The sequence below is a fragment of the Stenotrophomonas sp. GD03930 genome, from assembly GCF_029839665.1.
GTDB classification, from domain to species: Bacteria; Pseudomonadota; Gammaproteobacteria; order Xanthomonadales; family Xanthomonadaceae; genus Stenotrophomonas; species Stenotrophomonas forensis.
The window spans coordinates 122678-144120 of sequence record NZ_JAOCAV010000001.1; the positions used below are offsets into that span (position 1 = coordinate 122678).

Sequence of the window (21443 nt, forward strand, 5' to 3'; positions counted from 1 at the left end):
GCGCGCTGCGCCGATCCTTGCGGAAGACCCTGTTCCCTTGGGGCTCCGGGCTGATAGTCATCCGCGACCCGGCCGCCGTCAAGTTTCCGGCGCGCCCCCCTCTCCGCCGGTCATGACGTTTTTTTCACCATCGGCTCATGGAGCCTGTGGCACAAGGGACGAAGGTGTCTATCCACAGCTTTCTTCCAGCCCGGTCCACACGCCATGTGGAAAACGCCCGGCGCTGGCCGTGTGACCCTGCCGCGCGCTACCCTTGCTGCCTGAATCCACTGTGGTGCAAGGCTTCCGCCCTACCCGATCAATGAAAAGCATCGAGCATCGAGACTTCACCCTGTCGCCGGAAGACAACGAGCGGCTGGCCAACCTATGCGGTCCGTTTGACGGGCATCTGCGACAGATCGAGCTGAAGCTCGGCGTGGAGATCGCCAACCGCGGCTTCGTGTTCCGCATCAGCGGACCGGAAGAGGCCATCGTCGAAGCACAGAAGCTGGTCGAGGCGCTGTACGCCGAGGCCGGCGAGACCACCTTCGACAACCATGCCATCCATCTGCGCCTGGCCCAGGCCAACGTCGAGCAGATCGCCGAGCGCTCCTACGAAGCGCAGGACGTGGCAATCAAGGTCAAGCGCGGCACGGTGCGCGGACGCGGTGCCAACCAGGGCCGCTACCTGCACCAGATCGCCACCCACGACATCAACTTCGGCATCGGCCCGGCCGGTACCGGCAAGACCTTCCTGGCCGTGGCCAGCGCGGTCGAAGCGCTGAATGAATCGCGCGTGCAGCGGCTGATCCTGGTGCGCCCGGCGGTGGAGGCCGGCGAGAAGCTGGGCTTCCTGCCCGGCGACCTGAGCCAGAAGGTCGATCCCTACCTGCGACCGCTGTACGACGCCCTGTATGAAATGATGGGCGTGGAGAAGGTGGTCAAGCTGCTGGAGAAGAACGTCATCGAGATCGCGCCGCTGGCCTACATGCGCGGCCGCACGCTCAACGATGCGTTCGTGATCCTGGACGAAGCGCAGAACACCACCATCGAGCAGATGAAGATGTTCCTGACCCGTCTCGGCTTCGGTTCCACCGCGGTGGTGACCGGCGACCTGACCCAGACCGACCTGCCCAAGCACGTCCGCTCCGGCCTGCGTGACGCCATCGATGTGCTGCGGGGGGTCGAGGGCGTCAGTTTCACCTTCTTTGAATCCCGCGACGTGGTCCGCCACCCGCTGGTCGCGCGCATCGTCAGCGCCTACGACCGCCGCGACCTGCATCAGATCCAGCCTGGAGCAACTCCATGACCCGTGGTCCCGTGCGACTGGACGTCGCCGTCAGTTACGCCCTGCCGCGCACCGGCCTGCCGGCGGCGGTCAGCTTCCGCAAGTGGGTGGCCGCCGCACTGAAGGGCCGCATCCGCGAGGCCGACCTGGCCATCCGCGTGGTCGACGCGAAGGAGGGGCAATCGCTGAACCGCCACTACCGCGGCAAGGACTACGCCACCAACGTGCTCAGCTTCCCGGCCGAAATGCCCGAAGGCCTGCCCAAGGGCGTCAAGTTCCCGCTGCTCGGCGACCTGGTGATCTGCGCGCCGGTAGTGGCCCGCGAAGCCGATGAACAGGGCAAGGCGCTCAATGCCCACTACGCGCACCTGACCGTGCACGGCGTGCTGCACCTGCTCGGCTGGGACCACGAGGACGACAAGGAAGCCGAGGCGATGGAACAGCTGGAGCGCGAGATCCTGGCCGAGCTCGGCATCGCCGATCCGTACGCCGGCGAGCGCTGAGCAGGCCGGGCGGCCATCCCCCGGGTCCATAACGAAAACACGAGGAACAAGGATGATCCAGCAAGGCAGCTTCATCACGCTACTGATCGTGGGCGGCCTCTTCGCCGCCCTGCTGGTGCTGGGCGTGCGCACCGTCCGGCGCATCGCTGCCACCGATCCCACCGGGCAGCACTGGCTGCTGCGCGGCCTGGCGCTGCTGTCGCCCCTCTGCCTGGTGGCAGGGCTGGCGATCGGCATGATCGGGCCGTACCTCAACGACCGGGCGCAGCCCGCACACGGCCCCGGCCTGCTGACGATCTCGATGCTGCTGATGCTGGCGGGTGCGCTGGCGCTGCCGGTGCTGTGGCGGATGATGCTGCAACGACGCCTGGGCCGGCCCGCCAATGGGCTGCCGTTCTTCCATGCCTCGCGCACCTCGCTGCTGGTGCTGTACGTACTCGCCGCGGTCTACATGATGCTGATCCGGAATGCCGGGCCGAACCCGGTGCCCTGGCTGATGGACGCTGGGCTGGTGCCGACCGTGGCCTGGGCCATCGCGGGGCTGGTCCACCTCGCGATGCTGTCGGTGCTGATTACCCTGCCGCTGATGCTCCTGCGCGCAGTGATGATTGGTGTCGCCCGCCGTATCACCCGGCCGTTCACCCGTTCCTCGGGGCTATGATGGCGCCCCACCGCCTGCGGATACCGCCCGTGTCACTGCGCTGCTGCCTGATCCTGCTGGGTGCCCTTGCCGCCCCGCCTGCCTTCGCCTCCAGCCTGGACCTGCCGGCGTTGATCGAGTGCCGGCAGCGCGTGGCCGATCTCGGCGCGCTGGCGCCGCTGCTGGCCGACCCGCTGAAGGCCGTGGCCCAGGGCCTGCAGCCGTTGCCGCAGGGCAACCAGTTCATGAGCGAGTACCGGCTGGCCCAGCCGATCACCGTCTTCGGCGTGGCCACCGAGCGGGTGGCGGTGGCCGGCGCCAGCATCATGGCGGTGCTTGACCAGGCCGACCCACGGCCGCTGGCCAAGCGGCTGGGGCTGGAGACCGGCTACGACCAGGACGGCAAGTTCATGGCCGGCCGCGAACTGGTCAGCCGTGATGTGACCGACCCGAAGACCGGTGAGGCCCAGATCGAGTCGATCATCCTCAGCGTCTCCACCGTGGCCTCCCATCCCGGCAAGACCCTGGCCGGCTGCACCTACAGCCTGGACCTGCCCGAGGAAGAAGCCCCCGCGCGGCCTGAACTGGCCCCGCCGCCGATCACCGGGCCCGGCAGCGACGGTCACTGACAGGCCGTCACATCCTGCTAGACTGGGGCCAACGCCCGGCCTGCCGGGTGCCTTTTTTCCAGAGATGTCAGAAGACGACAGTAGTAGCTCCCCTGCGGAGCACAGTGAAAAGAAGCGCGGCTGGCTTGAACGCCTGACGTCCGCCTTCTCCGGCGAACCCCACACCCGCGACGAGCTGGTCGCGGTCCTGCACACCGCGCAGGAAGAGGGGCTGATCGCCGCCGATACCCTGAAGATGATGGAAGGCGCCATTTCGGTGGCCGAGCTGACCGTGGGCGACGTGATGATCTCGCGCTCGCAGATGGTCTCGCTGCCGGTCGAAGCGCCCTTCCTGGAACTGATGAAGCAGGTGGTCGAATCCGGCCATTCGCGCTTCCCGGTTCATGGCGAGAACAAGGACGACATCCTGGGCATCCTGCTGGCCAAGGACCTGCTGCGCGGCGTGGTCGCCGACAACGGCCCGGCCAACGTGCGCGAGCTGCTGCGCCCGGCGGTGCTGATTCCGGAGGCGAAGAAGCTCAACGTGCTGTTGAAGGAATTCCGCCTGTCGCGCAACCACATGGCCATCGTGGTCGACGAGTACGGCGGTGTCGCCGGCCTGGTCACCATCGAGGACGTGCTGGAGCAGATCGTCGGCGAGATCGACGACGAGCATGACGAAGCCGAGGATCCGTCGGCGCAGATCGCCATCCAGTCCGACGGCCAGTACGTGGTCGACGCGCTGACTCCGATCGGCGACTTCAACGAGCGCTTTGGTGCCACGTTCTCCGACGAGGACTACGACACCATCGGTGGCCTGGTCACCGAGGCCGTGGGCCACCTGCCGGAAGTCGGTGACGAGCTGGCGCTGGATCGTTTCATGTTCCGCGTGGCTCGCGCCGATGCGCGTCGGGTGCAGGCCTTCCACGTGACCGTGCTGCCGCCGGACGCGCAGGACGACGCTTGAAGCGCGGCGGCCCTGTCCAGGCACTGCGCCTGACGGTGTGGCTGGCACTGTGCGTGCTGGCCATGGTCCTGCCGCTGGCCGCCTCCGCGCAGCCGGCGGCAACCACACCCGCACCTGCTGCACCCGTTGCCAGCGCCGAGGCTCCTGCCCCGCGCATCGGCGTGGTGACCATGCAGCCGGGCACGGTGTTCTTCGAGCGCTTCGGCCACGACGCCATCGTCGTGATCGATCCGGCCAGCGGCGAAGCGACCTCGTACAACTTCGGCTACTTCGATCCGTCCGAAGATGATTTCATCAGCCGCTTCATGCGCGGCGACATGATGTATTACCTGGTGGCGCTGCCGCTGCAGCAGGACCTGTCGTACTACGACGAGACCGGCCGTGGCGCCAGCGTGCAGTGGCTGGACCTGCGCCCGGACCAGGCGCGAGCGCTGGCCGCCGACCTGGCCGAGCGGGCCAAGCCGGAAAACGCGCGCTACCACTACGATTACTACACCGCCAACTGCGCCACGATGGTGCGCGATACCGTGGACAAGGCGCTGGGCGGCGGACTGCAATCGCAGCTGTCGGGGCGCTCGCGCGGCAACACCTATCGCAGTGAATCGGTGCGCCTGGCCTCGCCGGCAGCGTGGATGTGGCTGGGCTTCGACGTCGGCCTCGGCCCGTTCGCCGACCAGCCGCTGTCGCGCTGGCAGGAAGCGTTCGTACCCATGCGTCTGGCCGATGCGCTGCGCCAGGCACGCAACAGCGATGGACGACCGCTGGTGCAGTCCGAACAGGAACTGTTGCCGCACCGCATCGACCCGGAACCGAAGGAATTCGCGCGCCGCTGGTGGCCGTGGCTGCTGTGCGGCCTGGTGATCGCCGCCGGCGTGCTGGCGCTGCGCAGCCGCCTGCGGCTGCTGGCCGGGCTGGCCCTGCCGTTCTGGCTGCTGTGTACCATCGCCGGCAGCCTGCTGGTGTTCCTGTGGGGCTTCAGCACCCACTACGCCGCCTGGGCCAACCGTAACCTGCTGCTGCTTTCGCCGCTGGCGGTGCTGCTGCTGCCGGGCGCGATCGCCGTGCTGCGCCGGCGCGTGCCGGGCCGCATGTTCAGGATCGTGCTGTGGCTGCTGGCGGTACAGGCCGTGGCCGCGCTGGTACTGCACTGGCTGAGCCTGCAGGCGCAGTACAACGTGCAGTGGATCGTGCTGCTGCTGCCGGTGCACGTCGCCCTGGCGTGGGTGCTGGGGCGTCGTCCTCACTTGTCCGAAACACGCCCCTGACGCACGATGGCGGGCATGTCATTGCCCGCCTCCGCTTCCGCACCTGCCTCGGCCAACCCCGCCTGCGTCATCAACTGCGTCCACTACGATGACGAGGGCAAACGCCACGACATCAGCCTGGACGCCATCAGCGATGTCATTGCCAGTGGCAACGGCTTCGTCTGGGTGGGCCTGTACGATCCCAACGACGATGTCCTGCTGAAACTGCAGGAGGAATTCTGCCTGCACGACCTGGCCATCGAGGATGCGCGCAACGCGCACCAGCGGCCCAAGGTCGAGACTTACGGCAATTCGCTGTTCGTGGTGGTGACCACCGCGCAGATGGTCGATGAGCGCATCCAGTATGGCGAAACGCATGCCTTCCTCGGCCCGCGCTTCCTGGTGACGGTGCGCCATGGTGCATCGCTGTCCTACGCGCCGGTTCGCGCGCGCGTCGAGCGCGAGCCGCAACTGCTGAAGATGGGCCCGTCGTATTGCCTGTACGCGGTGACCGACTTCGTGGTCGACAACTACCTGCCGATCGTGCATCGCTTCCGCGACACCCTGGACCTGCTGGAAAAGGACATCTTCGCTGACAACTACAAGCGCAGCACCGTGGTGCGGCTGTACGAGCTCAAGCGCGAACTGAACAAGATGCGGATGGCGGTGGCGCCGCTGCAGGACGTGCTGGCGCAGCTGCGCCGCTACCAGGGCGATCTGATCCCCGACGAAGTGAAGCTGTACGTGCGCGACGTACACGACCACGCCGTGCGCATCAGCGATGTGATCGACACCCTGCGCGAAATGCTGGGCACCGCGCTGAGCGTGAACCTGTCGCTGGTGACGCTGGCGCAGGGCGAGACGGTCAAGCGCCTCGGTGCCTGGGCCGCCCTGCTGGCCGCGCCGACGCTGATCACCAGCTGGTACGGCATGAACTTCAGCCACATGCCGGAGCTGAGTGAACCGTGGTCCTACCCGCTGATGATCGTCGGCGTGGGCGGCGTGTGCGTGGGGTTGTACCGGTTGTTCAAACGCGCCAAGTGGCTGTAGAGCGTATCGACCAACGGTCGATACCCACCAAACCGGTAGGCCACGACCGTGGGTCGTGGCACATGACCCGCCTTGGGTAGTGCCGGCCGCTGGCCGGCAACCAGGCAATGCCGGCCAGCGGCCGGCACTACCGTTCGGCATCAGGCCACGTAGACGGTCTTGATGTTCATGAACTCATGGATGCCGTGGTCGGCCAGCTCGCGGCCGAAGCCAGACTGCTTGCTGCCACCGAACGGCAACCGCGCGTCACTCTTGACGATGGCGTTGACGAACGCGGCGCCACACTCCATCCGCTGGGCAAAGCCTTCGCCGCGCACCGGGTCGCGGGTCCACACGCTGCCGCCCAGGCCAAAGCGGGTGTCATTGGCCACGCGCAGCGCCTCGGCCTCGTCCTTGACCCGGATCACTGCAGCCACCGGCCCGAACAGTTCCTCGTCGTACGCCGGCATTCCCGGACCCACCTGATCGAGCACCGTGGCCGGATAGCCGGCATGCGTGCCGGCAATCGGCTCGCCACCGACCAGCACCCGCGCGCCCCTGGCCACGCTGGCCTGCACCTGCTTGTGCAGTTCGTCGCGCAGGTCGGCGCGGGCCATCGGCGCCAGCGTGGTACCACGCTCATCCGGATCCCCGTACTGGCGCTCGCCCGCCGCCTCAACGAAGCGACGGGTGAATTCATCGGCCACGGCATCGACAACGATGAAGCGCTTGGCTGCGATGCAGGTCTGGCCGCTGTTGTCGAAGCGTGATTTCACTGCCGCCGCCACGGTCTTGTCGAGGTCGGCATCGTCGAGCACCACGAAGGCATCACTGCCGCCGAGTTCCATCACCGACTTCTTCAGCTGGCTGCCGGCATTGGACGCGATCGAGCGCCCTGCCCGTTCGCTGCCAGTCAATGTCACCGCCTTCACCCGCGCGTCGCGCAGCACGTCGGCGGCCTGGTCGTTGTCGATGTGCAGCACATCGAACACGCCTTCGGGAAGGCCACCGTCACGGCACACCGCCAGGATCAGGTCGGCGCACTGCGGCACGTTGCTGGCGTGCTTGAGCAGGGCCACATTGCCAGCCATGAACGCCGGCGCGAGGAAACGGAACACCTGCCAGATCGGGAAATTCCACGGCATCACCGCGAACACGCAGCCGATCGGCTCGTAGCGCACGTAGCTGCGCTGGGCTTCGGTGTCGATCAGCTGTGGCTTGAGGTAGTCAGCGGCGTGGTCGGCGTAGTACTCGCAGGCCGCAGCACACTTGTCCACTTCGGCCAGCGCTTCGGCCTTGAGCTTGCCCATTTCATGGGTCATCGCCTGCTGCAGGTCGTCGCGGCGTGCGCGCAGCTGCGCGGCGATCTGGCGCAGGATGGCGCCTCTTTCCTGCAACGAGCGATCCGCCCAGCCCGGGAAGGCCTCGGCGGCAGCCTGCAGGCGCTGCTCGATATCGGCAGCGCCCATCAGTTCATGGCGGTAGGTGACCAGGCCGGTGGCCGGATCGACGATCTCGACGGTCATGGGGGATCTCCTTGAGGAAGACCCCCATTGTGCGCCGCCGGCCGTGAGCCGGATGTTGCCGGCGCTGTTGTTGCCGGCCCTGCCGGCAGACCTCAGCCGTTGTCCTGCCGCGCCAGCTGCAGGTCGCGCTGGCGCCGCTTCTCGGCGCGTGCATTGATGTACCAGCCGATCACCGCGGCAATCGATACCGCCGACACCAGCAGCGTTGCCAGTGCATTGATCTTCGGGCTGATGCCCATGCGCACCGAGGCGAACACCTTCATCGGCAGCGTGGTCGAACCCGGCGTGGCGACGAAGCTGGCCACCACCACGTCATCCAGCGACAGGGTGAAGGCCAGCAGCCAGCCTGCCACCAGTGCCGGGGCGATGATCGGCAACGTGATGCGGCCGAACACGGTCAGCCGGCTGGCACCCAGGTCCATCGCCGCTTCTTCCAGCGAGAGATCCATTTCCTGCAGGCGCGAGGACACCACCACGGTGACGAAGCACAGGGTGAAGGTGACGTGCGCAATCCAGATGGTGGCCAGGCCGCGCGCGGGGAAGCCGGGAATCGTGCCCATCGAGGCCAGCAGCGCCATCAGCGAGAAACCGAGGATGACGTCCGGCATCACCAGCGGTGCAGTGACCAGGGCGCCGAACAGCGGCTTGCCGCGGAAGCGCTTGAAGCGGGTCATCACCATCGCCGCCAGCGTGCCCAGCACGGTGGCGGTACAGGCGGTCCAGAACGCCACCACCAGGCTGGTCCACATCGCATCCATCAGCGCGCGGTCGGCGAACAGGTCGCTGTAGGCACGGGTGGAGAACCCGGCCCAGACCATCGCCAGCCGCGAGCTGTTGAACGAATAGAACATCAGCAACAGGATCGGCAGGTACAGGAAGGCGAAGCCGAGCAGCAGCACGCCCAGCCCCAGGCCCTTGGCGGTGCGCGGGCTCATGCCTGCTTTCCTTCCAGCAGGCGCTGCTGGGAACGGTTGAACAGCAGGATCGGCACCAGCAGCAGCAGGATCATCGCCACCGCCATCGCCGAGGCACCCGGCCAGTTGCGGTTGTTGAAGAACTCGTTCCACAGCTGGCGGCCGACCATCAGCGTCTCCGAACCGCCCAGCATTTCCGGGATTACGAATTCACCGATCGCCGGAATCATCACCAGCATGCAGCCGGCGATGATGCCCGCCTTCGACAGCGGCAGGGTAATGCGCAGGAACGCCTGCCACGGCTTGGCACCAAGGTCGTAGGCCGCCTCCAGCAGGCGGTGGTCGTGCTTGACCAGGTTGGCGTACAGCGGCAGCACCATGAACGGCAGGTAGCAGTAGACGATGCCGATGTAGGCGGCGGTCGGGGTGTCGATCAGCTGCAGCTTGGGCAGGCCCAGGCTGGTCATCAACGTCTGCAGGCCGGTGAACTGCAGGAACTGGTCAAGCAGGCCGTTGCGGTCCAGGATCGCCTTCCACGCATACACGCGGATCAGGAACGAGGTCCACGACGGCAGCACCACCAGCATCATCGCCACGTTGCGCGCGGCCGGCGACAGGCGGGCGATGGCGTAGGCCATCGGGTAGCCGATCAGCAGGGTCAGGAAGGTCGAGATCGCCGCGATCTTGATCGAGCTCAGGAACGCCTGCGCATAGATCGAATCGCGGAACAGCGCCAGGTAGTTTTCCAGGTTCAGCTTCAGCGAGAAGCCGCCGTCAGCGTACTGCAGCAGCCAGGTATACGGCGGCGAGCCGACCCGGCTGAGCGAGAAGCTGATCATCAGCACGATCAGGAACGGCACTGCGAAGAACAGCAGCAGCCACAGGTACGGAATGCCGATCACCGTGGCACGCAGCCCCGGCAGCCAGCGCTTCAGGCCGGCGACGCTCATGAGGTGAGCACCACGCCATCGTTGTCGCGCCAGTGCACCCACACGCTGTCGCCCCAGGTCAGGCCATCGCTGGCCCAGCGCTGCGAGTTGGCGAAGTTGGCCAGCACCTTGGCGCCGCTGGGCAGGCGCACGTGGTAGACCGAGTGGCTGCCGAAATAGGCGATGTCCTCGATCACGCCCTGTGCCTTGTTGGTGTGCCCTTCCGGCTCGTCCTTGCCGATCATCACCTTCTCCGGGCGCAGCGCGAACGCGACCGGCTGCCCTTCATAACCGGTGATGCCATGGGCGATGTAGATCGGTGCCGGGAACAGCGGCGAGCGCACGGTCACGTACTCGGGCAGGTCCTCGTCGATCACCCCGTCGAACAGGTTGACCGACCCGATGAACTCGGCCACGAAGCGGTTGGCCGGCTGCTCATAGACCTCGTCCGGCTTGCCGACCTGCTGGATCCAGCCGGCATCCATCACCGCGATGCGGGTGGCCATGGTCATCGCTTCTTCCTGGTCGTGAGTGACCATCACGCAGGTCACGCCCGACGATTCGATGATGCTGACCAGTTCCAGCTGCATCTGCGAGCGCAGCTTCTTGTCCAGGGCGCCCATCGGCTCGTCCAGCAGCAGCAGCTTCGGCCCCTTGGCCAGCGACCGCGCCAGCGCCACGCGCTGCTGCTGGCCACCGGACAGCTGGTGCGGCTTGCGCTTGCCCAGGTGGCCCATCTGCACCAGTTCCAGCATCTCGCCGACGCGCTTGCTGATCGCGTCCTTGCCCAGGCCATCCTGCTTCAGCCCGAAGGCGATGTTCTGCTCGACCGTCATGTGCGGGAACAGCGCATAGGACTGGAACATCATGTTGACCGGCCGCTGGTACGGCGGCAGTGCGTCCAGGCGCTGGCCATCGAGGGTGATGCTGCCCTTGGTGGGCGTCTCGAAGCCGCCCAGGCAGCGCAGCAGGGTCGACTTGCCACTGCCGGAGCCACCGAGCAGGGCAAAGATCTCGCCCTTGCGCACGTCCAGGTTGACGTCGTCGACGGCGACGAAACCGTCGAATTCCTTGCGCAGGTCACGAATGGAGAGATAGCCGGGCACACCCGTCGTGTCGACGACGGCGGCTACCGGCTGGGCTTCAACGGGCATGGGGGCTCCGGGAGCGGGCGGTGGACAGCGGCCGCCATTCTAACGGCCCGGGGGCGCAGGGGATATGACGGCAACAGGCGGGCGGGGCCGGTCGGGCCGCGCCTGCGCGGCCACTGCCCTTGCCGGGCAAGGCCCGCCTCCCTCCCGGGGAGCGGGCGCCGGGCATCGCCCGGCGCCGCCGGACCGGCTTACCGCCCGGTCTTCACCTCGGTCCACAGCCGGGTGTAGAGCTTGTCGGTCGCCGGCGTGTTGATCGAATAGGTGAACATCTTCTCGGCCACATCGGCCGGCGGATAGATGGTCGGATCGGTACGGATCGCCTCGTCCACCAGCGGGGTCGCGGTCGGCACCGGGTTGGCGTAGTGGATGAAGTTGGTGTTGGCTGCGGCCACCTTCGGCTGCAGCAGGTAGTTGATGAACGCGTAGGCCGCTTCCGGGTGCTTGGCGTCCTTCGGGATGGCCAGCATGTCGAACCACTGCGGGGCGCCTTCCTTCGGGATCGAGTAGGCCACGTGCACGCCATTGCTGGCTTCCTCGGCACGGTCGCGGGCCTGGATGATGTCACCCGACCAGCCGACCACCAGGCAGGTGCCGCCATTGGCCAGCGAGCCCACGTACTGCGAGGAGTGGAAATTCTGGACGTACGGACGGATCGACTTCAGCAGGTCGGCCGCCTTCTGCAGCTCGGCCGGGTCGGCGCTGTGCGGGTCCAGGCCCAGGTAGTGCAGCGCGATCGGGATCATGTCCGCCGGCGTGTCCAGGATGGTCACGCCGCAGTCCTTCATCTTGCTGATGTTTTCCGGCTTGAACACCAGGTCCCAGCTGTTGGCGATGTCGGCGCTGCCGCCGAAGCGCTGCTTCAGCATGTCCACGTTGTAGCCGATGCCGGTGGTGCCGATCATGTACGGCACGCCGTACTCGTTGCCCGGGTCCTGGGTGGCGATGCGCTTCATCACCGCCGGATCGAGGTTGCCCAGGTTCGGGATCTTGCTCTTGTCCAGCGGCAGGAACACCCCGGCCTGGATCTGGCGCCCGAAGAAGTTCAGGGTCGGCACCACCACGTCGTAGCCGCTGTTGCCGGCCAGCAGCTTGGTCTCGACCATCTCATCGCTGTCGAACACATCGTAGGTCACCTTGATCCCGCTCTCCTTCTCGAAGTTGGGGATGGTGTCCTCGGCGATGTAATCGCTGTAGTTGTAGACGTTCAGGACCTGGCTGTCCTGCGCGCCACCTTTGCCACCGCCGCAGGCGGCGAGCATGGCGGAGGCCAGGCCGAGCGTGAGGATACGCAGCTTCATCGGGTGCTCCAGAATGCGGGAAGGGGGGCCGGCGGAGCCGGCAACGGGTGCCAGCCTACCCCCCGGCGGCGGATTTTTCTATTGCGGACGCTCAGACGTTCAGCAGCAGGAACTCGCGTTCCCACGAGCTGATCACGCGGAAAAAGGTCTCGTATTCCTTGCGTTTGACCGAGATGTAGGCCCGGCAGAAACGCTCGCCCAGCAGTGCCTGCAGCGCGCCGCACTGTTCCAGGCCATCCAGTGCCTCGCCCAGCGAGCGCGGCAGGTTGTAGCCCAGTTCCTTGGCACTGCCGCTGACCGGTGCATCCGGTGCCAGGCGCTCGCGGATGCCGAGCAGGCCGCAGGCCAGGGTGGCCGCCATGGCAAGGTAGGGATTGGCGTCGGAACCGGCGAAACGGCTTTCGACGCGCATGTTTTCCGGGGTATCCAGCGGCACCCTCAGGCCGCAGGTGCGGTTGTCGAACCCCCAGTGCACGTTGCTTGGTGAAACCTCGCCGAACACCAGCCGGCGGTAGGAATTCACGTTCGGCGCGAAGAAGGCCATGGCCATCGGCACATACTTCTGCAGGCCCGCCAGGTAGTGGGCGAACATGGGGCTGAAATCCTCGCCGCCATGCTCGCCACTGAACACGTTCTGGCCGTCGCTGATCCGTACCAGGCTCTGGTGGATGTGCATGGCGCTGCCCGGCTCGTTCTCCATCGGCTTGGCCAGGAAGGTGGCGTACACGCCGTGGCGCATCGCCGATTCGCGCATGGTGCGCTTGAACAGGAACACCTGGTCGGCCAGGTCCATCGCGTTGGCGTGGGTGAAATTGACCTCCAGCTGCGCCGCGCCGGACTCGTGGATCAGCGTGTCGACGTCCAGCTTCATCGCGTCGCAGTAGTCGTACATCAGGTCGAGGATCGGGTCGAACTCGTTGACCGCATCGATCGAATAGGACTGGCGCGCCGTTTCCGGACGGCCCGAGCGGCCCGCCGGGGGCAGCAGCGGGAAATCCGGGTCGGTGTTCTTCTGCACCAGGAAGAACTCCAGTTCCGGTGCCACGACGGGGCGCAGGCCCAGTTCGGCATAGGCGTCCAGCACCCTGCGCAGCACGTTGCGCGGGGCCAGCTCGTGCGGTTCGCCGGTCTTGGTGTAGCAGTCGTGGATGATCTGCGCCGTCGGGTCGGTGGCCCAGGGCACCATGCGCACGGTGTCCGGGTCCGGACGCAGGATCATGTCCGAATCCGACGGCGAGGTCAGGTCGTAGTAATCGTCGGGGAACTCGCCCGTGACCGTAGTGGCGAAGATGCCTTCCGGCAAGCGCGTGCCGTAATCGTGCGAGAACTTGTCGGCGGGGATGATCTTGCCGCGCGCGTTGCCGGTGATGTCCGGCACCAGGCATTCGACCTCGGTGATCCGCCGCTCCTTCAGCCAGCGCAGCAGGCTGCTTTCCTGCGGTGCGGGGGGCGTGGCCGTCTTGCGCGGGCGCGTTCGGGAACTCATCGGGAATCCAGTCGGTTCTGTTGGTGCTGCCGGCAAGCTTGGCCGAACGCACGGAAAATAGCGTGATAGAACGGCGCCTGCATGACACGCCACTCCGGGTGCCACTGTACGCCGAGCACGAATCGATGATGCAGGCTGCGCGCCGCCTCGACCAGCCCGTCGTCGGCCACCGCCTCGACCCGCAGCCCCCGCGCCAGGCGGGCGATGCCCTGCCCATGCACCGAATTGACCTGCACGCGCTCGCCCTCGTGCCACTGCGCCAGCCAGCCATCGGCCGCCAGCGTGACCGCGTGGGCCGGCCCATACTGCACCTCCACCGGCGCCTGCGGGTCCTCGCGATGGTCGTCCAGGCCCGGCACCACATGCACCTGCGGATGCAGGCTGCCGCCCAGTGCGACATTCAACTCCTGGAAGCCGCGGCAGATCGCCAGCACCGGCAGGTCCAGCGCCAGCGCCTCCTGCAGCAGCGCGAAGGCATTGGCATCACGCGCCGGATCATGCGGGTTGCCCGGCCAGCTGCGGCCGCCTTCATAGTGCTGTGGTTCGATGTTGCTGACCGCACCGGTCAACAGCAGGCCATCGAGCCCCTGCAGCCAGTCACTGGCCGGCAACGGCGACTGCAGGCTCGGCAACACCAGCGGGGTGACGTCGGCCGCCTCGACCAGCGCGCGCACGTACTTTTCGCCAGCCACCGCGAAACGGTGATGGCCGAGCACGGTACTGTCGGTGGGCAGGCCCACCCAGGGCAGGCGGCGCATGGGAAAACTCCTTGGCGTATGGACACGTTACCCGCCGGCCGACGAACGCGGCAAGTCATCACCGTCACACCATGTCCGTCATCCATCGGCGAAACTACGCGGGTGAACACCGATCACCCTCCCCCACTCCAAACATCCGCGCCGCAAGCGCGAGGCCTGCAGTGAGCGCTGCCTTCCCACCCAGCTGGTACGCCGCCAGCCTGCCCGAACCACCCGCGCTACCCGCGCTGCGGGGCGATGTGCAGGCCGATGTAGCCGTGCTTGGCGCCGGCTATACCGGCCTGACCGCGGCACTGGAACTGGCGGCACGGGGCCAGCGGGTGGTCCTGCTGGAAGCACAGCGGATCGGCTGGGGCGCCTCCGGGCGCAACGGCGGGCAGGCGCTGGTTGGCTACGGCTGCGAGGTGGATGAGCTGGAGCGCCAGCTCGGCCGCGACGATGCCCGCCGCCTGTTCGACTGGTCGCGCGATGCCGTGCAGGCGATGCGCACGCGCATCGACCGCCATGGCATCGATTGCCACTGGGTGGAAGGCCACGCCAGCGTCGCCATCCGCGAGCGTCACGAGCGTGATCTGCGCGCCAACTGCGAGCACCTGCAGCGCCACTACGACTACCCCATGCAGTGGTGGGACCGTGACACCCTGCATGCGCAGCTGGACAGCCCGCGCTACCGCGCCGCGATGTTCGACCCGCTCAGCGCGCACCTTCAGCCGCTGGCCTATGCACGTGGCCTGGCCGATGCAGCACGTGCGGCCGGGGTGGTCATCCACGAGGATTCGCCCGTGGTGCGCATCCAGCGTGGCTCCCAACCCGCGCTGCACACGGCGCAGGGCAGCGTGCGCGCCGCGCACCTGGTGGTGGCCGGCAACGCCTGGCTGCAGGGCCTGTTGCCCGAGCTTGAGCGGCGGATCATGCCGGTCGGCACCTATATCGGTGCCAGCGCGCCACTGGGTGCGCAGCGCGCCCGCGCCCTGATCGGCAACAACATGGCCGTGGCCGACACCGCCTGGGCACTGGACTATTTCCGCCTCAGCCACGACCACCGCCTGCTGTTCGGCGGCCGCGCCAGCTATTCGGCCCTGCCCCCGCCCGGGCTGCACGGGGTGATGCAGCGGCGCATGCACCAGGTCTTCCCGCAGCTGGCCGACGTGCCGCTGGAACAGGTCTGGGGCGGCTACGTGGACATTACCCGCAACCGCGCCCCGCACTGGGGCCGGCTGGATGGCAACCTGTACTTCGCGCAGGGGTTCTCGGGGCATGGCGTGGCCGCCGCCGGGCTGGCTGGCGAGGTCATCGCCGCCGCAATTGCGGGGCAGAGCGAGCGCCTGGACGTGTTCCAGCGCCTGCGGCATGCGCCCTTCCCGGGAGGGCGGCTGCTGCGGATGCCGCTGCTGGTGGCGGCGATGTCGTGGTACAAGCTGCGGGACGCGTTGTGGTAGCGGAACCCTTCCCAGCCACATAATCGGCGCAGGAGCTGGGGGAGCACGTGGATGCGGTGGTGGAAGGACGGCCTGCAGGTGAGGATACGGGTCAGCCCCGAGGGGCTGGCACTGGCGCTGCTCTATGCCTTCGCCTGCTGGGGCGCGCGCAAGCTGTCGCTGGACCAGTTCTTCCTGCCTGCTGGCGTACGGGTGGCCGCACTGCTGCTGTGCCCGCCCCGTCTCTGGCCTTATCTGCTGATCGGTGAATACGCCTACTTCGCGCATCTGCGCATCCCTCTGATCAGCAAATACAACCTGACCTGGGTGATCCTCGCCTCGGTGTTCCTGATGCCTGCCGTGATGCTGATCGTGCGCCTGCACCGGAAGCTGCTGGCACGCACCACGATCGTCGGCGTGATCTCCATTGCGGCATGCGCCGCGATGGTCATCAGCCTGCTGAACCTGGGGATCTCGTACCTGCTCTGGGAACCGTTGCACAACGCGTCATTCATCACCAACCTGCTGCGCTATGCGCTGGGCGACTTCACCGGCATCCTGATCCTGGCGCCTCTGGCTCTGCTGTGGATCCGCCGGGCCGAGGAAGAATGGACGGTCCGGTCCATTGCTGCCGTGGCAGGAGCACTCGCAGCCATGCTTGTCGTTGGCCTGCAGGCGACTCCGGTGTCTGCCTCGATCACGGCGCCTGGCTCACTGCAGTTGCTGTTGATCCTGCCTATTCCCGCGATCGCCCTGACCTGCCTGCTGGGATGGCGCGGTGCGGCCATCGGTGTCGCCGCCGTGAACATGATGCTTGGCCTGAGCGCCCCTGCCGACCATCCGACGGCATTCGACCCGGCCACGTTCGCTACCCAGCAGGCCATGGCCATCGCCAGCATCGCCCTGCTGCTGCTGGGCGCGCGCATCACCCACTTCCAGAGCCAGCACCGGTTGCGCGAGGAAGATGGCAGAGCAGCCCTGCTGCTTGCGCGGAACTCACACCTGGCCAGCGAGATGGACCTGCGTGAGCGCGCGGCCCATCTGCGCCAGCTGGGCGATGGCATGGACCTGTCGCTGAACGAAATGGTGAACTGGCTGCATGCGCAGGGCCATCACGCTGTCGCAGACAGCCTGCGGCATACCTCGGAGGTGCATTCACGCCTGTTCCGGGCCCAGGCCAGCATGATCTATCCCGCCGCCCTGGAACGGCTGGGCCTGTACGTGGCCTTGCAGGCGGGTGGAGTGCGTGAGGCATGGAACGCCACGCATCGAATCGGGCAACCCAGGTTGATGGGTGACCCCTGCGCGCTCGGGGTAGGCCTGCAGCTCGCGGCCTACCGGCTTGTAGTTGATGCGGTATCACTTCTACTGAGATGCGAATCCGGACAGATTTCGGTCAGCATCCGCTGTGGATATTTCGCCCGAAATCCGGGTGTATTCATCTGCGTAGCCCTCGTGGGTCGGAACGAATCTTTGGGAATCCGGACCACGGAACTGGCAAATGAGCAGTTGCTGGGCCGAATTCTTGTGCATGGTGGCCACATGGACATGAGTGGCAACAGACTCAGGATCGTATTGACGGAAGCGCGGGGAGGTTCCAGCCAGGCGAGCGCTACCGAAGCTTTGGGGGGACGTACATCCTCCATTGACCCAGGTGCTCCGCGGGCCGCAACCTGACTTCCTCATAGAAATGAGATGCAGATCACTACCCGAAGGTGATCTTTGTTAGGCACCGCCTTGCCCCCCCGCCAAGGCGGTCCAGCTCGTGTGATTGCGCGCCCGTGCTTCTATGGATACTGTCACCCAATGGCGCGTTCAAACAAGCAATGGGGCCGCCGCCATGTCACGAGCATTGGAGGCTTGGGTTGAATTGGTGGAAGAGGGGAATTGAACTGACGTTCCGCGTGCGGCCCTTGGGGCTGGCGATTGCCGTGATGTACGCGATTACGTGTTGGGCCGCTTGGCGGGTTTCGCTGGACCAGTTTTACCTACCTGCCGGCATTCGCGTAGCGGCTTTGCTTGTGTGTCCACCTCGCCTCTGGCCCTACCTGCTTATTGGCGAGTACGCGTATTTTGCACAACTGCGCTACCCGTTGATAGATGAGTATGGCCTGGCATGGGTAATCCTGGGTTCGGCATTCCTGCTGCCAGCCGTTGCTCTGGTTGTATATGCGCATCGAAAATTCATGACTGCCAGGGCAGATGGATGGCTGCTTTCGGTCGCGGTGTCAGCCGCAGTGATTGCTACTGCCCTGAAGCTTGGGCTGTCTCACTTGCTTTCAGAGAACCCTTCAAGCGTGCCGATTGCGACAAGGGCCGTACGCTTCGTCCTTGGTGACTACATTGCCATCCTGACGGTTGCGCCACTGGCGGTTCTCTGGAGCAGGCGCCATGCAATGGACGAATGGGGACGCTGGCGCTCTCCCCCGACTGTCGCCGCTCTTGCAGTGATGCTGGGACTGGGTCTGATTACCGCAATGGCCCCTGGCTTGTCGGATGCAAGCAAGACAAGTCTGCAGTTGACCATGGCGCTGCCCGTGATCGTGTTGACATGTATTCATGGCTGGCAGGGAGCAGCCGTTGGCGTCCCCCTGTTGAACATTCTCATTGCAGTGGTTACTCCTACATCCGGCCTCCTTGGCTCATACGATGAACGAACCTTCACGACGCAGCAGCTGATCGCCATTGCAGGAACCGGGCTGCTGGCACTCGGCTCACGCATCAGCCGGCACTATCATCAGCGGGGGCGTAGAGACGTAGACGGGCACCAGGCTGCACGACTATCAAGGTCCGCTCATATGGCGGGCGAAATGGATCTGCGGGAGCGTGCCCTGGATCTCAGGAGAATCGCGGATGACATTGAAGCTTCCTTGAGCAGGACAGCCGACCTGTTGAAGACACATGGCCATCACTCGCCGGCAGTGGATCTACTTCTCACATCCACCGCACATTCCCGCCAATTCCGCGAATTGACCAGCATGGTCTATCCGACCGAGGTCGAGCACGTCGGTCTCTACCTGGCCCTGCAGGTCAGCGGCATTCGTGAAAGCTGGAATCAGACACACAGGATCACATCCCCCTTCCTGGCTGGGGATCCCTGCAAACTGAGTATTGCCTTGCAGTTGGCGGCCTACCGCACTCTCACCGAGGCCGTTTCATTGCTGCTCAAGCAGGAACAAGGACAGATCCAGATACGTGCTCGCTGTGGGAAATTGAAAGGGCAACAAGGAATTCTGCTCAGAATCGCTCTGCTGGACCGTGATCGCGATCTGCTACTCGACACAACACGTCTGGCTATTGAACGTCTGAGCTCCCGCGCACAAGCCTATGGAGGTAAAGTGCACTGCGAAGGGAACTGCGTACGTGTGCTGCTCCTGGAGACCGCAGCCAGCGGCGCGCAAAGCAGCATGCAAGCCGCCTGGGCAAGCCGAGCGGACATAGCCTGACTCTTGCCAGCCATCGGAACGGAAGGCAGGCACGATCAGATCATGGCAGGAGCCGCCCCCCCGGCTCCTGCTTCGTCGATATGCGCAATCGTGGCGCCAACGAGAGTGTCCTCAGCCTGCGGTATCCATAGACTCGACGACCCATACAGCGCTTGCACCTTCTCCATAGACAACCAACGAGAACTGAGCACTCTGGAACACCACGCGCCGGACAACCTTCTCGGGCAAACTCAGTCGATGCGAGGGCAAAGACACCTTAGCCGCACTCTTGCCAGCCGGCAGCGTCCAGAACGTGGCGTCGACATTTCCCACGATCAGCACGACCTGACCCGAGAGATCATTCACTTGGTAGTAACTGATCCCATCACGCTCGAACCCATAGACAAGCCAGTTTGGGTTCAAACTCAGATTCGTGGCTGCTGGCAGAGATTCTCCCAGACCGCTCCGAGCCATATGGATTCCGTTGTCGCCACTGGGGCAACACGCTGATGCGCTGAAAGCAGACACAGAAAGCAGGACAGCGGCAGGAAGCAACACTCGCAGTTCAGAAAATCTCACGCTCACCCCCATGGATGGTTGGAAAGACAGCTCCAGGCAATTCCGTTTCGCCACCCCACGACTGGATGGCGCTCGACCTCGCGTGAAGGGTTCCTTCGTTCGACGCAGCCGTGTCCAATGCACCAGTAGGGGGTGGCGCGACCCAGCATAACCATGCCGCACTGTGAGCGCCATGAAGGGAGTGCGTTCGAATCTCACCCTGTTGTCCTAAAGATTCCCGGCGAACTGACCCCAACCAGGCAGGGCAGATATGTCCACAACCGAGGGCTCCGGCTAAAGTTGCGCCCGAAACTGCCGCTATCCGTGCCGAGCCCTCCCTCGTGAGCCACCGCATCATGCCCGTCCTGCCGCAGGCCGCCGTCGATGGCGACCTGGCCGATCCGCTGCCACAGCGGATCCTGCTGGTCGAAAACTCCCGTGCCTTCACCAGCATGCTGCGCGAGGCCATCGAGCAACGCCTGGAACTGCCGGTGGTGATCGCCTCTACCCTGGCCGAGGCCGACCGCCTGCTGAGCGAGGATGGCGGCTGGTTCCTGGTGCTGACCGGGCTGGTACTGGCCGACGGCGACCGCGATGCGGTGGTCGAGTTCTTCCTCAAGCGTGGCCTGCCGACCGTGGTGGTCAGCAGCGTCTACGACGAAGACCTGCGCAAGCGCGTGCTGCAGCAGCAGATCATCGACTACGTGCTGAAGAACACCCCTGGCAGCATCGATTACCTGGTCTGGCTGGTGCAGCGGCTGGAGCGCAACCGTCGCATCGCGGCGCTGGTGGTGGACGATTCGCCCTCCGCGCGCGGCTATGCCGCCGCCCTGCTGCGCATGTACGGCCATGAGGTGCACGAGGCCGCCGACGGCAACGAAGGCCTGGCCGCGATCGAGGCGCATCCGGCGATCCGCCTGGCGGTGGTCGACCAGGAGATGCCCGGCATGCAGGGCGTGGAATTCACCCGCCGCCTGCGCACCCTGCGCTCGCGCGACAAGGTGGCGGTGATCGGCATCTCCGGCAATACCGATGCGTCACTGATCCCTCGCTTCCTGAAGAACGGCGCCAACGACTTCCTGCGCAAGCCCTTCTCGCGCGAGGAATTCTTCTGCCGGGTCTCGCAGAACGTGGACCAGCTGGAACTGATCGGCACCCTGCAGGACCTGGCCACCCGCGACTTCCTCACCGGGCTGCCCAACCGCCGCTGCTTCCTTGAGCAGAGCCAGCGCCAGCTGCCGCAGCTGCAGCTGCACGGCCAATGCGTGGCGGTGGCGATGATCGACATCGACCACTTCAAGCACATCAACGACACCTACGGCCACGAAGCCGGCGACGATGCGCTGCGCGCGGTAGCCGGCGCGGTGGCCGCGCACGCGCGCAGCCAGGACCTGATCGCGCGCTTCGGTGGCGAGGAGTTCTGCCTGCTGGTGCCGGACATGGAACAGGACGAGGCGCTGCTGTACTTCGAGGAACTGCGCCAGCGCATCGCCGCGCTGGAAGTGGACATCGGCTCGGCCACCCTGCGCATGACCGTCAGCATCGGCCTGTGCTGCCTGCGCCCGCAGCGTGATGCGCTGCACCGGCTGATCTCCGAGGCCGACCGCCAGCTGTACCTGGCCAAGGCCGGCGGCCGCAACCGGGTCAGCTGTACCACCATGGCCAGTCCGTTGCGCCCACGCGAGCCCGCCCTGCCCTGACCGGCACGCCTTGATCCAG

At 65.9% G+C, this 21443-nt stretch carries 19 protein-coding genes; 11 read left to right on the forward strand and 8 right to left on the reverse strand.

The genetic code is table 11. The annotated features are described in order from the left end of the window. Positions 1-301 precede the first annotated feature (301 nt). The 7 genes from N5C18_RS00670 to N5C18_RS00700 all read left to right on the forward strand — a co-directional run bounded on the left by N5C18_RS00670 (position 302) and on the right by N5C18_RS00700 (position 6279). Positions 302-1288 carry a PhoH family protein gene (locus N5C18_RS00670; RefSeq protein ID WP_006429312.1) on the forward strand — a complete coding sequence of 329 codons (987 nt, stop codon included), beginning with the start codon at positions 302-304 and terminating at the stop codon, positions 1286-1288. After that, positions 1285-1770, forward strand: a complete 486-nt coding sequence (gene ybeY, locus N5C18_RS00675; protein WP_053449273.1) for an rRNA maturation RNase YbeY — start codon at positions 1285-1287, stop codon at positions 1768-1770. Before N5C18_RS00670 ends, ybeY begins: the two co-directional genes overlap by 4 nt. A 52-nt stretch (positions 1771-1822) precedes the next feature. After that, complete coding sequence (locus tag N5C18_RS00680; RefSeq protein WP_279943574.1) at positions 1823-2431, forward strand: hypothetical protein; 609 nt, start codon at positions 1823-1825, stop codon at positions 2429-2431. Further along, positions 2431-3039, forward strand: coding sequence for a hypothetical protein (locus N5C18_RS00685; RefSeq protein WP_180879792.1), 609 nt, complete (start codon positions 2431-2433; stop codon positions 3037-3039). The genes N5C18_RS00680 and N5C18_RS00685 overlap by 1 nt, the downstream gene beginning before the upstream one ends. Positions 3040-3103: 64 nt before the next feature. After that, entirely contained in the window at positions 3104-3985 is an 882-nt protein-coding gene (locus N5C18_RS00690) for a transporter associated domain-containing protein (protein ID WP_005408827.1), read from the forward strand. 62 nt (positions 3986-4047) lie between these two features. Then, a complete protein-coding gene (locus N5C18_RS00695; RefSeq protein WP_279944490.1) occupies positions 4048-5250 on the forward strand; it encodes a DUF4105 domain-containing protein in 1203 nt (400 codons plus the stop codon). A 6-nt stretch (positions 5251-5256) separates the two neighbouring features. Beyond that, complete coding sequence (locus N5C18_RS00700) at positions 5257-6279, forward strand: magnesium and cobalt transport protein CorA (protein WP_014036582.1); 1023 nt, start codon at positions 5257-5259, stop codon at positions 6277-6279. Positions 6280-6419: 140 nt separating this feature from the next. Here the strand turns inward: N5C18_RS00700 and N5C18_RS00705 are convergent, their stop codons facing one another. The 7 genes from N5C18_RS00705 to N5C18_RS00735 form a co-directional block, all read right to left on the reverse strand. Then, entirely contained in the window at positions 6420-7784 is a 1365-nt protein-coding gene (locus N5C18_RS00705) for an NAD-dependent succinate-semialdehyde dehydrogenase (RefSeq protein ID WP_279943577.1), read from the reverse strand. A gap of 92 nt (positions 7785-7876) precedes the next feature. Beyond that, positions 7877-8719: an ABC transporter permease subunit gene (locus tag N5C18_RS00710; protein WP_053509840.1), complete on the reverse strand. Its 843-nt coding sequence runs from the start codon at positions 8717-8719 to the stop codon at positions 7877-7879. Next, the gene (locus tag N5C18_RS00715) at positions 8716-9648 is read right to left on the reverse strand and encodes an ABC transporter permease subunit (protein WP_279943579.1); all 933 of its coding nucleotides are present in this window, start codon (positions 9646-9648) and stop codon (positions 8716-8718) included. Before N5C18_RS00715 ends, N5C18_RS00710 begins: the two co-directional genes overlap by 4 nt. Next, positions 9645-10781 carry a polyamine ABC transporter ATP-binding protein gene (gene potA, locus N5C18_RS00720; RefSeq protein WP_053509843.1) on the reverse strand — a complete coding sequence of 379 codons (1137 nt, stop codon included), beginning with the start codon at positions 10779-10781 and terminating at the stop codon, positions 9645-9647. Before potA ends, N5C18_RS00715 begins: the two co-directional genes overlap by 4 nt. A gap of 188 nt (positions 10782-10969) precedes the next feature. Then, positions 10970-12079: a polyamine ABC transporter substrate-binding protein gene (locus tag N5C18_RS00725; RefSeq protein WP_279943581.1), complete on the reverse strand. Its 1110-nt coding sequence runs from the start codon at positions 12077-12079 to the stop codon at positions 10970-10972. 91 nt (positions 12080-12170) lie between these two features. Beyond that, positions 12171-13565, reverse strand: coding sequence for a glutamine synthetase family protein (locus N5C18_RS00730; RefSeq protein ID WP_006429229.1), 1395 nt, complete (start codon positions 13563-13565; stop codon positions 12171-12173). Next, a complete protein-coding gene (locus tag N5C18_RS00735; RefSeq protein WP_279943582.1) occupies positions 13562-14323 on the reverse strand; it encodes a gamma-glutamyl-gamma-aminobutyrate hydrolase family protein in 762 nt (253 codons plus the stop codon). Before N5C18_RS00735 ends, N5C18_RS00730 begins: the two co-directional genes overlap by 4 nt. Positions 14324-14484: 161 nt before the next feature. On the opposite strand from N5C18_RS00735, the gene N5C18_RS00740 reads away from it, so the two are divergent. The 3 genes from N5C18_RS00740 (at position 14485) to N5C18_RS00750 (ending at position 19187) form a co-directional block, all read left to right on the forward strand. After that, a complete protein-coding gene (locus tag N5C18_RS00740; RefSeq protein WP_053509850.1) occupies positions 14485-15762 on the forward strand; it encodes an FAD-binding oxidoreductase in 1278 nt (425 codons plus the stop codon). Positions 15763-15813: 51 nt separating this feature from the next. After that, the gene (locus tag N5C18_RS00745) at positions 15814-17418 is read left to right on the forward strand and encodes an MASE1 domain-containing protein (protein WP_164241046.1); all 1605 of its coding nucleotides are present in this window, start codon (positions 15814-15816) and stop codon (positions 17416-17418) included. A gap of 188 nt (positions 17419-17606) precedes the next feature. Further along, positions 17607-19187 carry an MASE1 domain-containing protein gene (locus N5C18_RS00750; protein WP_239544169.1) on the forward strand — a complete coding sequence of 527 codons (1581 nt, stop codon included), beginning with the start codon at positions 17607-17609 and terminating at the stop codon, positions 19185-19187. 111 nt (positions 19188-19298) lie between these two features. Here N5C18_RS00750 and N5C18_RS00755 read toward each other — a convergent pair whose 3' ends face one another. Further along, a complete protein-coding gene (locus N5C18_RS00755; protein ID WP_238581863.1) occupies positions 19299-19589 on the reverse strand; it encodes a hypothetical protein in 291 nt (96 codons plus the stop codon). A 491-nt stretch (positions 19590-20080) separates the two neighbouring features. On the opposite strand from N5C18_RS00755, the gene N5C18_RS00760 reads away from it, so the two are divergent. Further along, complete coding sequence (locus N5C18_RS00760; RefSeq protein ID WP_164241044.1) at positions 20081-21424, forward strand: diguanylate cyclase; 1344 nt, start codon at positions 20081-20083, stop codon at positions 21422-21424. The last annotated feature ends 19 nt before the right edge of the window (positions 21425-21443 follow it).

What these genes read in the sequence shown, in the direction of transcription:
- N5C18_RS00730 (WP_006429229.1), bottom strand. Translation starts at nt 13,565, where the DNA reads ATGAGTTCCCGAACGCGCCCGCGCAAGACGGCCACGCCCCCCGCACCG.
- N5C18_RS00745 (WP_164241046.1), top strand. Translation starts at nt 15,814, where the DNA reads ATGCGGTGGTGGAAGGACGGCCTGCAGGTGAGGATACGGGTCAGCCCC.
- N5C18_RS00695 (WP_279944490.1), top strand. Translation starts at nt 4,048, where the DNA reads ATGGTCCTGCCGCTGGCCGCCTCCGCGCAGCCGGCGGCAACCACACCC.
- potA (WP_053509843.1), bottom strand. Translation starts at nt 10,781, where the DNA reads ATGCCCGTTGAAGCCCAGCCGGTAGCCGCCGTCGTCGACACGACGGGT.
- N5C18_RS00715 (WP_279943579.1), bottom strand. Translation starts at nt 9,648, where the DNA reads ATGAGCGTCGCCGGCCTGAAGCGCTGGCTGCCGGGGCTGCGTGCCACG.
- ybeY (WP_053449273.1), top strand. Translation starts at nt 1,285, where the DNA reads ATGACCCGTGGTCCCGTGCGACTGGACGTCGCCGTCAGTTACGCCCTG.
- N5C18_RS00705 (WP_279943577.1), bottom strand. Translation starts at nt 7,784, where the DNA reads ATGACCGTCGAGATCGTCGATCCGGCCACCGGCCTGGTCACCTACCGC.
- N5C18_RS00680 (WP_279943574.1), top strand. Translation starts at nt 1,823, where the DNA reads ATGATCCAGCAAGGCAGCTTCATCACGCTACTGATCGTGGGCGGCCTC.
- N5C18_RS00690 (WP_005408827.1), top strand. Translation starts at nt 3,104, where the DNA reads ATGTCAGAAGACGACAGTAGTAGCTCCCCTGCGGAGCACAGTGAAAAG.
- N5C18_RS00725 (WP_279943581.1), bottom strand. Translation starts at nt 12,079, where the DNA reads ATGAAGCTGCGTATCCTCACGCTCGGCCTGGCCTCCGCCATGCTCGCC.
- N5C18_RS00700 (WP_014036582.1), top strand. Translation starts at nt 5,257, where the DNA reads ATGGCGGGCATGTCATTGCCCGCCTCCGCTTCCGCACCTGCCTCGGCC.
- N5C18_RS00735 (WP_279943582.1), bottom strand. Translation starts at nt 14,323, where the DNA reads ATGCGCCGCCTGCCCTGGGTGGGCCTGCCCACCGACAGTACCGTGCTC.
- N5C18_RS00710 (WP_053509840.1), bottom strand. Translation starts at nt 8,719, where the DNA reads ATGAGCCCGCGCACCGCCAAGGGCCTGGGGCTGGGCGTGCTGCTGCTC.
- N5C18_RS00685 (WP_180879792.1), top strand. Translation starts at nt 2,431, where the DNA reads ATGGCGCCCCACCGCCTGCGGATACCGCCCGTGTCACTGCGCTGCTGC.
- N5C18_RS00670 (WP_006429312.1), top strand. Translation starts at nt 302, where the DNA reads ATGAAAAGCATCGAGCATCGAGACTTCACCCTGTCGCCGGAAGACAAC.
- N5C18_RS00760 (WP_164241044.1), top strand. Translation starts at nt 20,081, where the DNA reads ATGCCCGTCCTGCCGCAGGCCGCCGTCGATGGCGACCTGGCCGATCCG.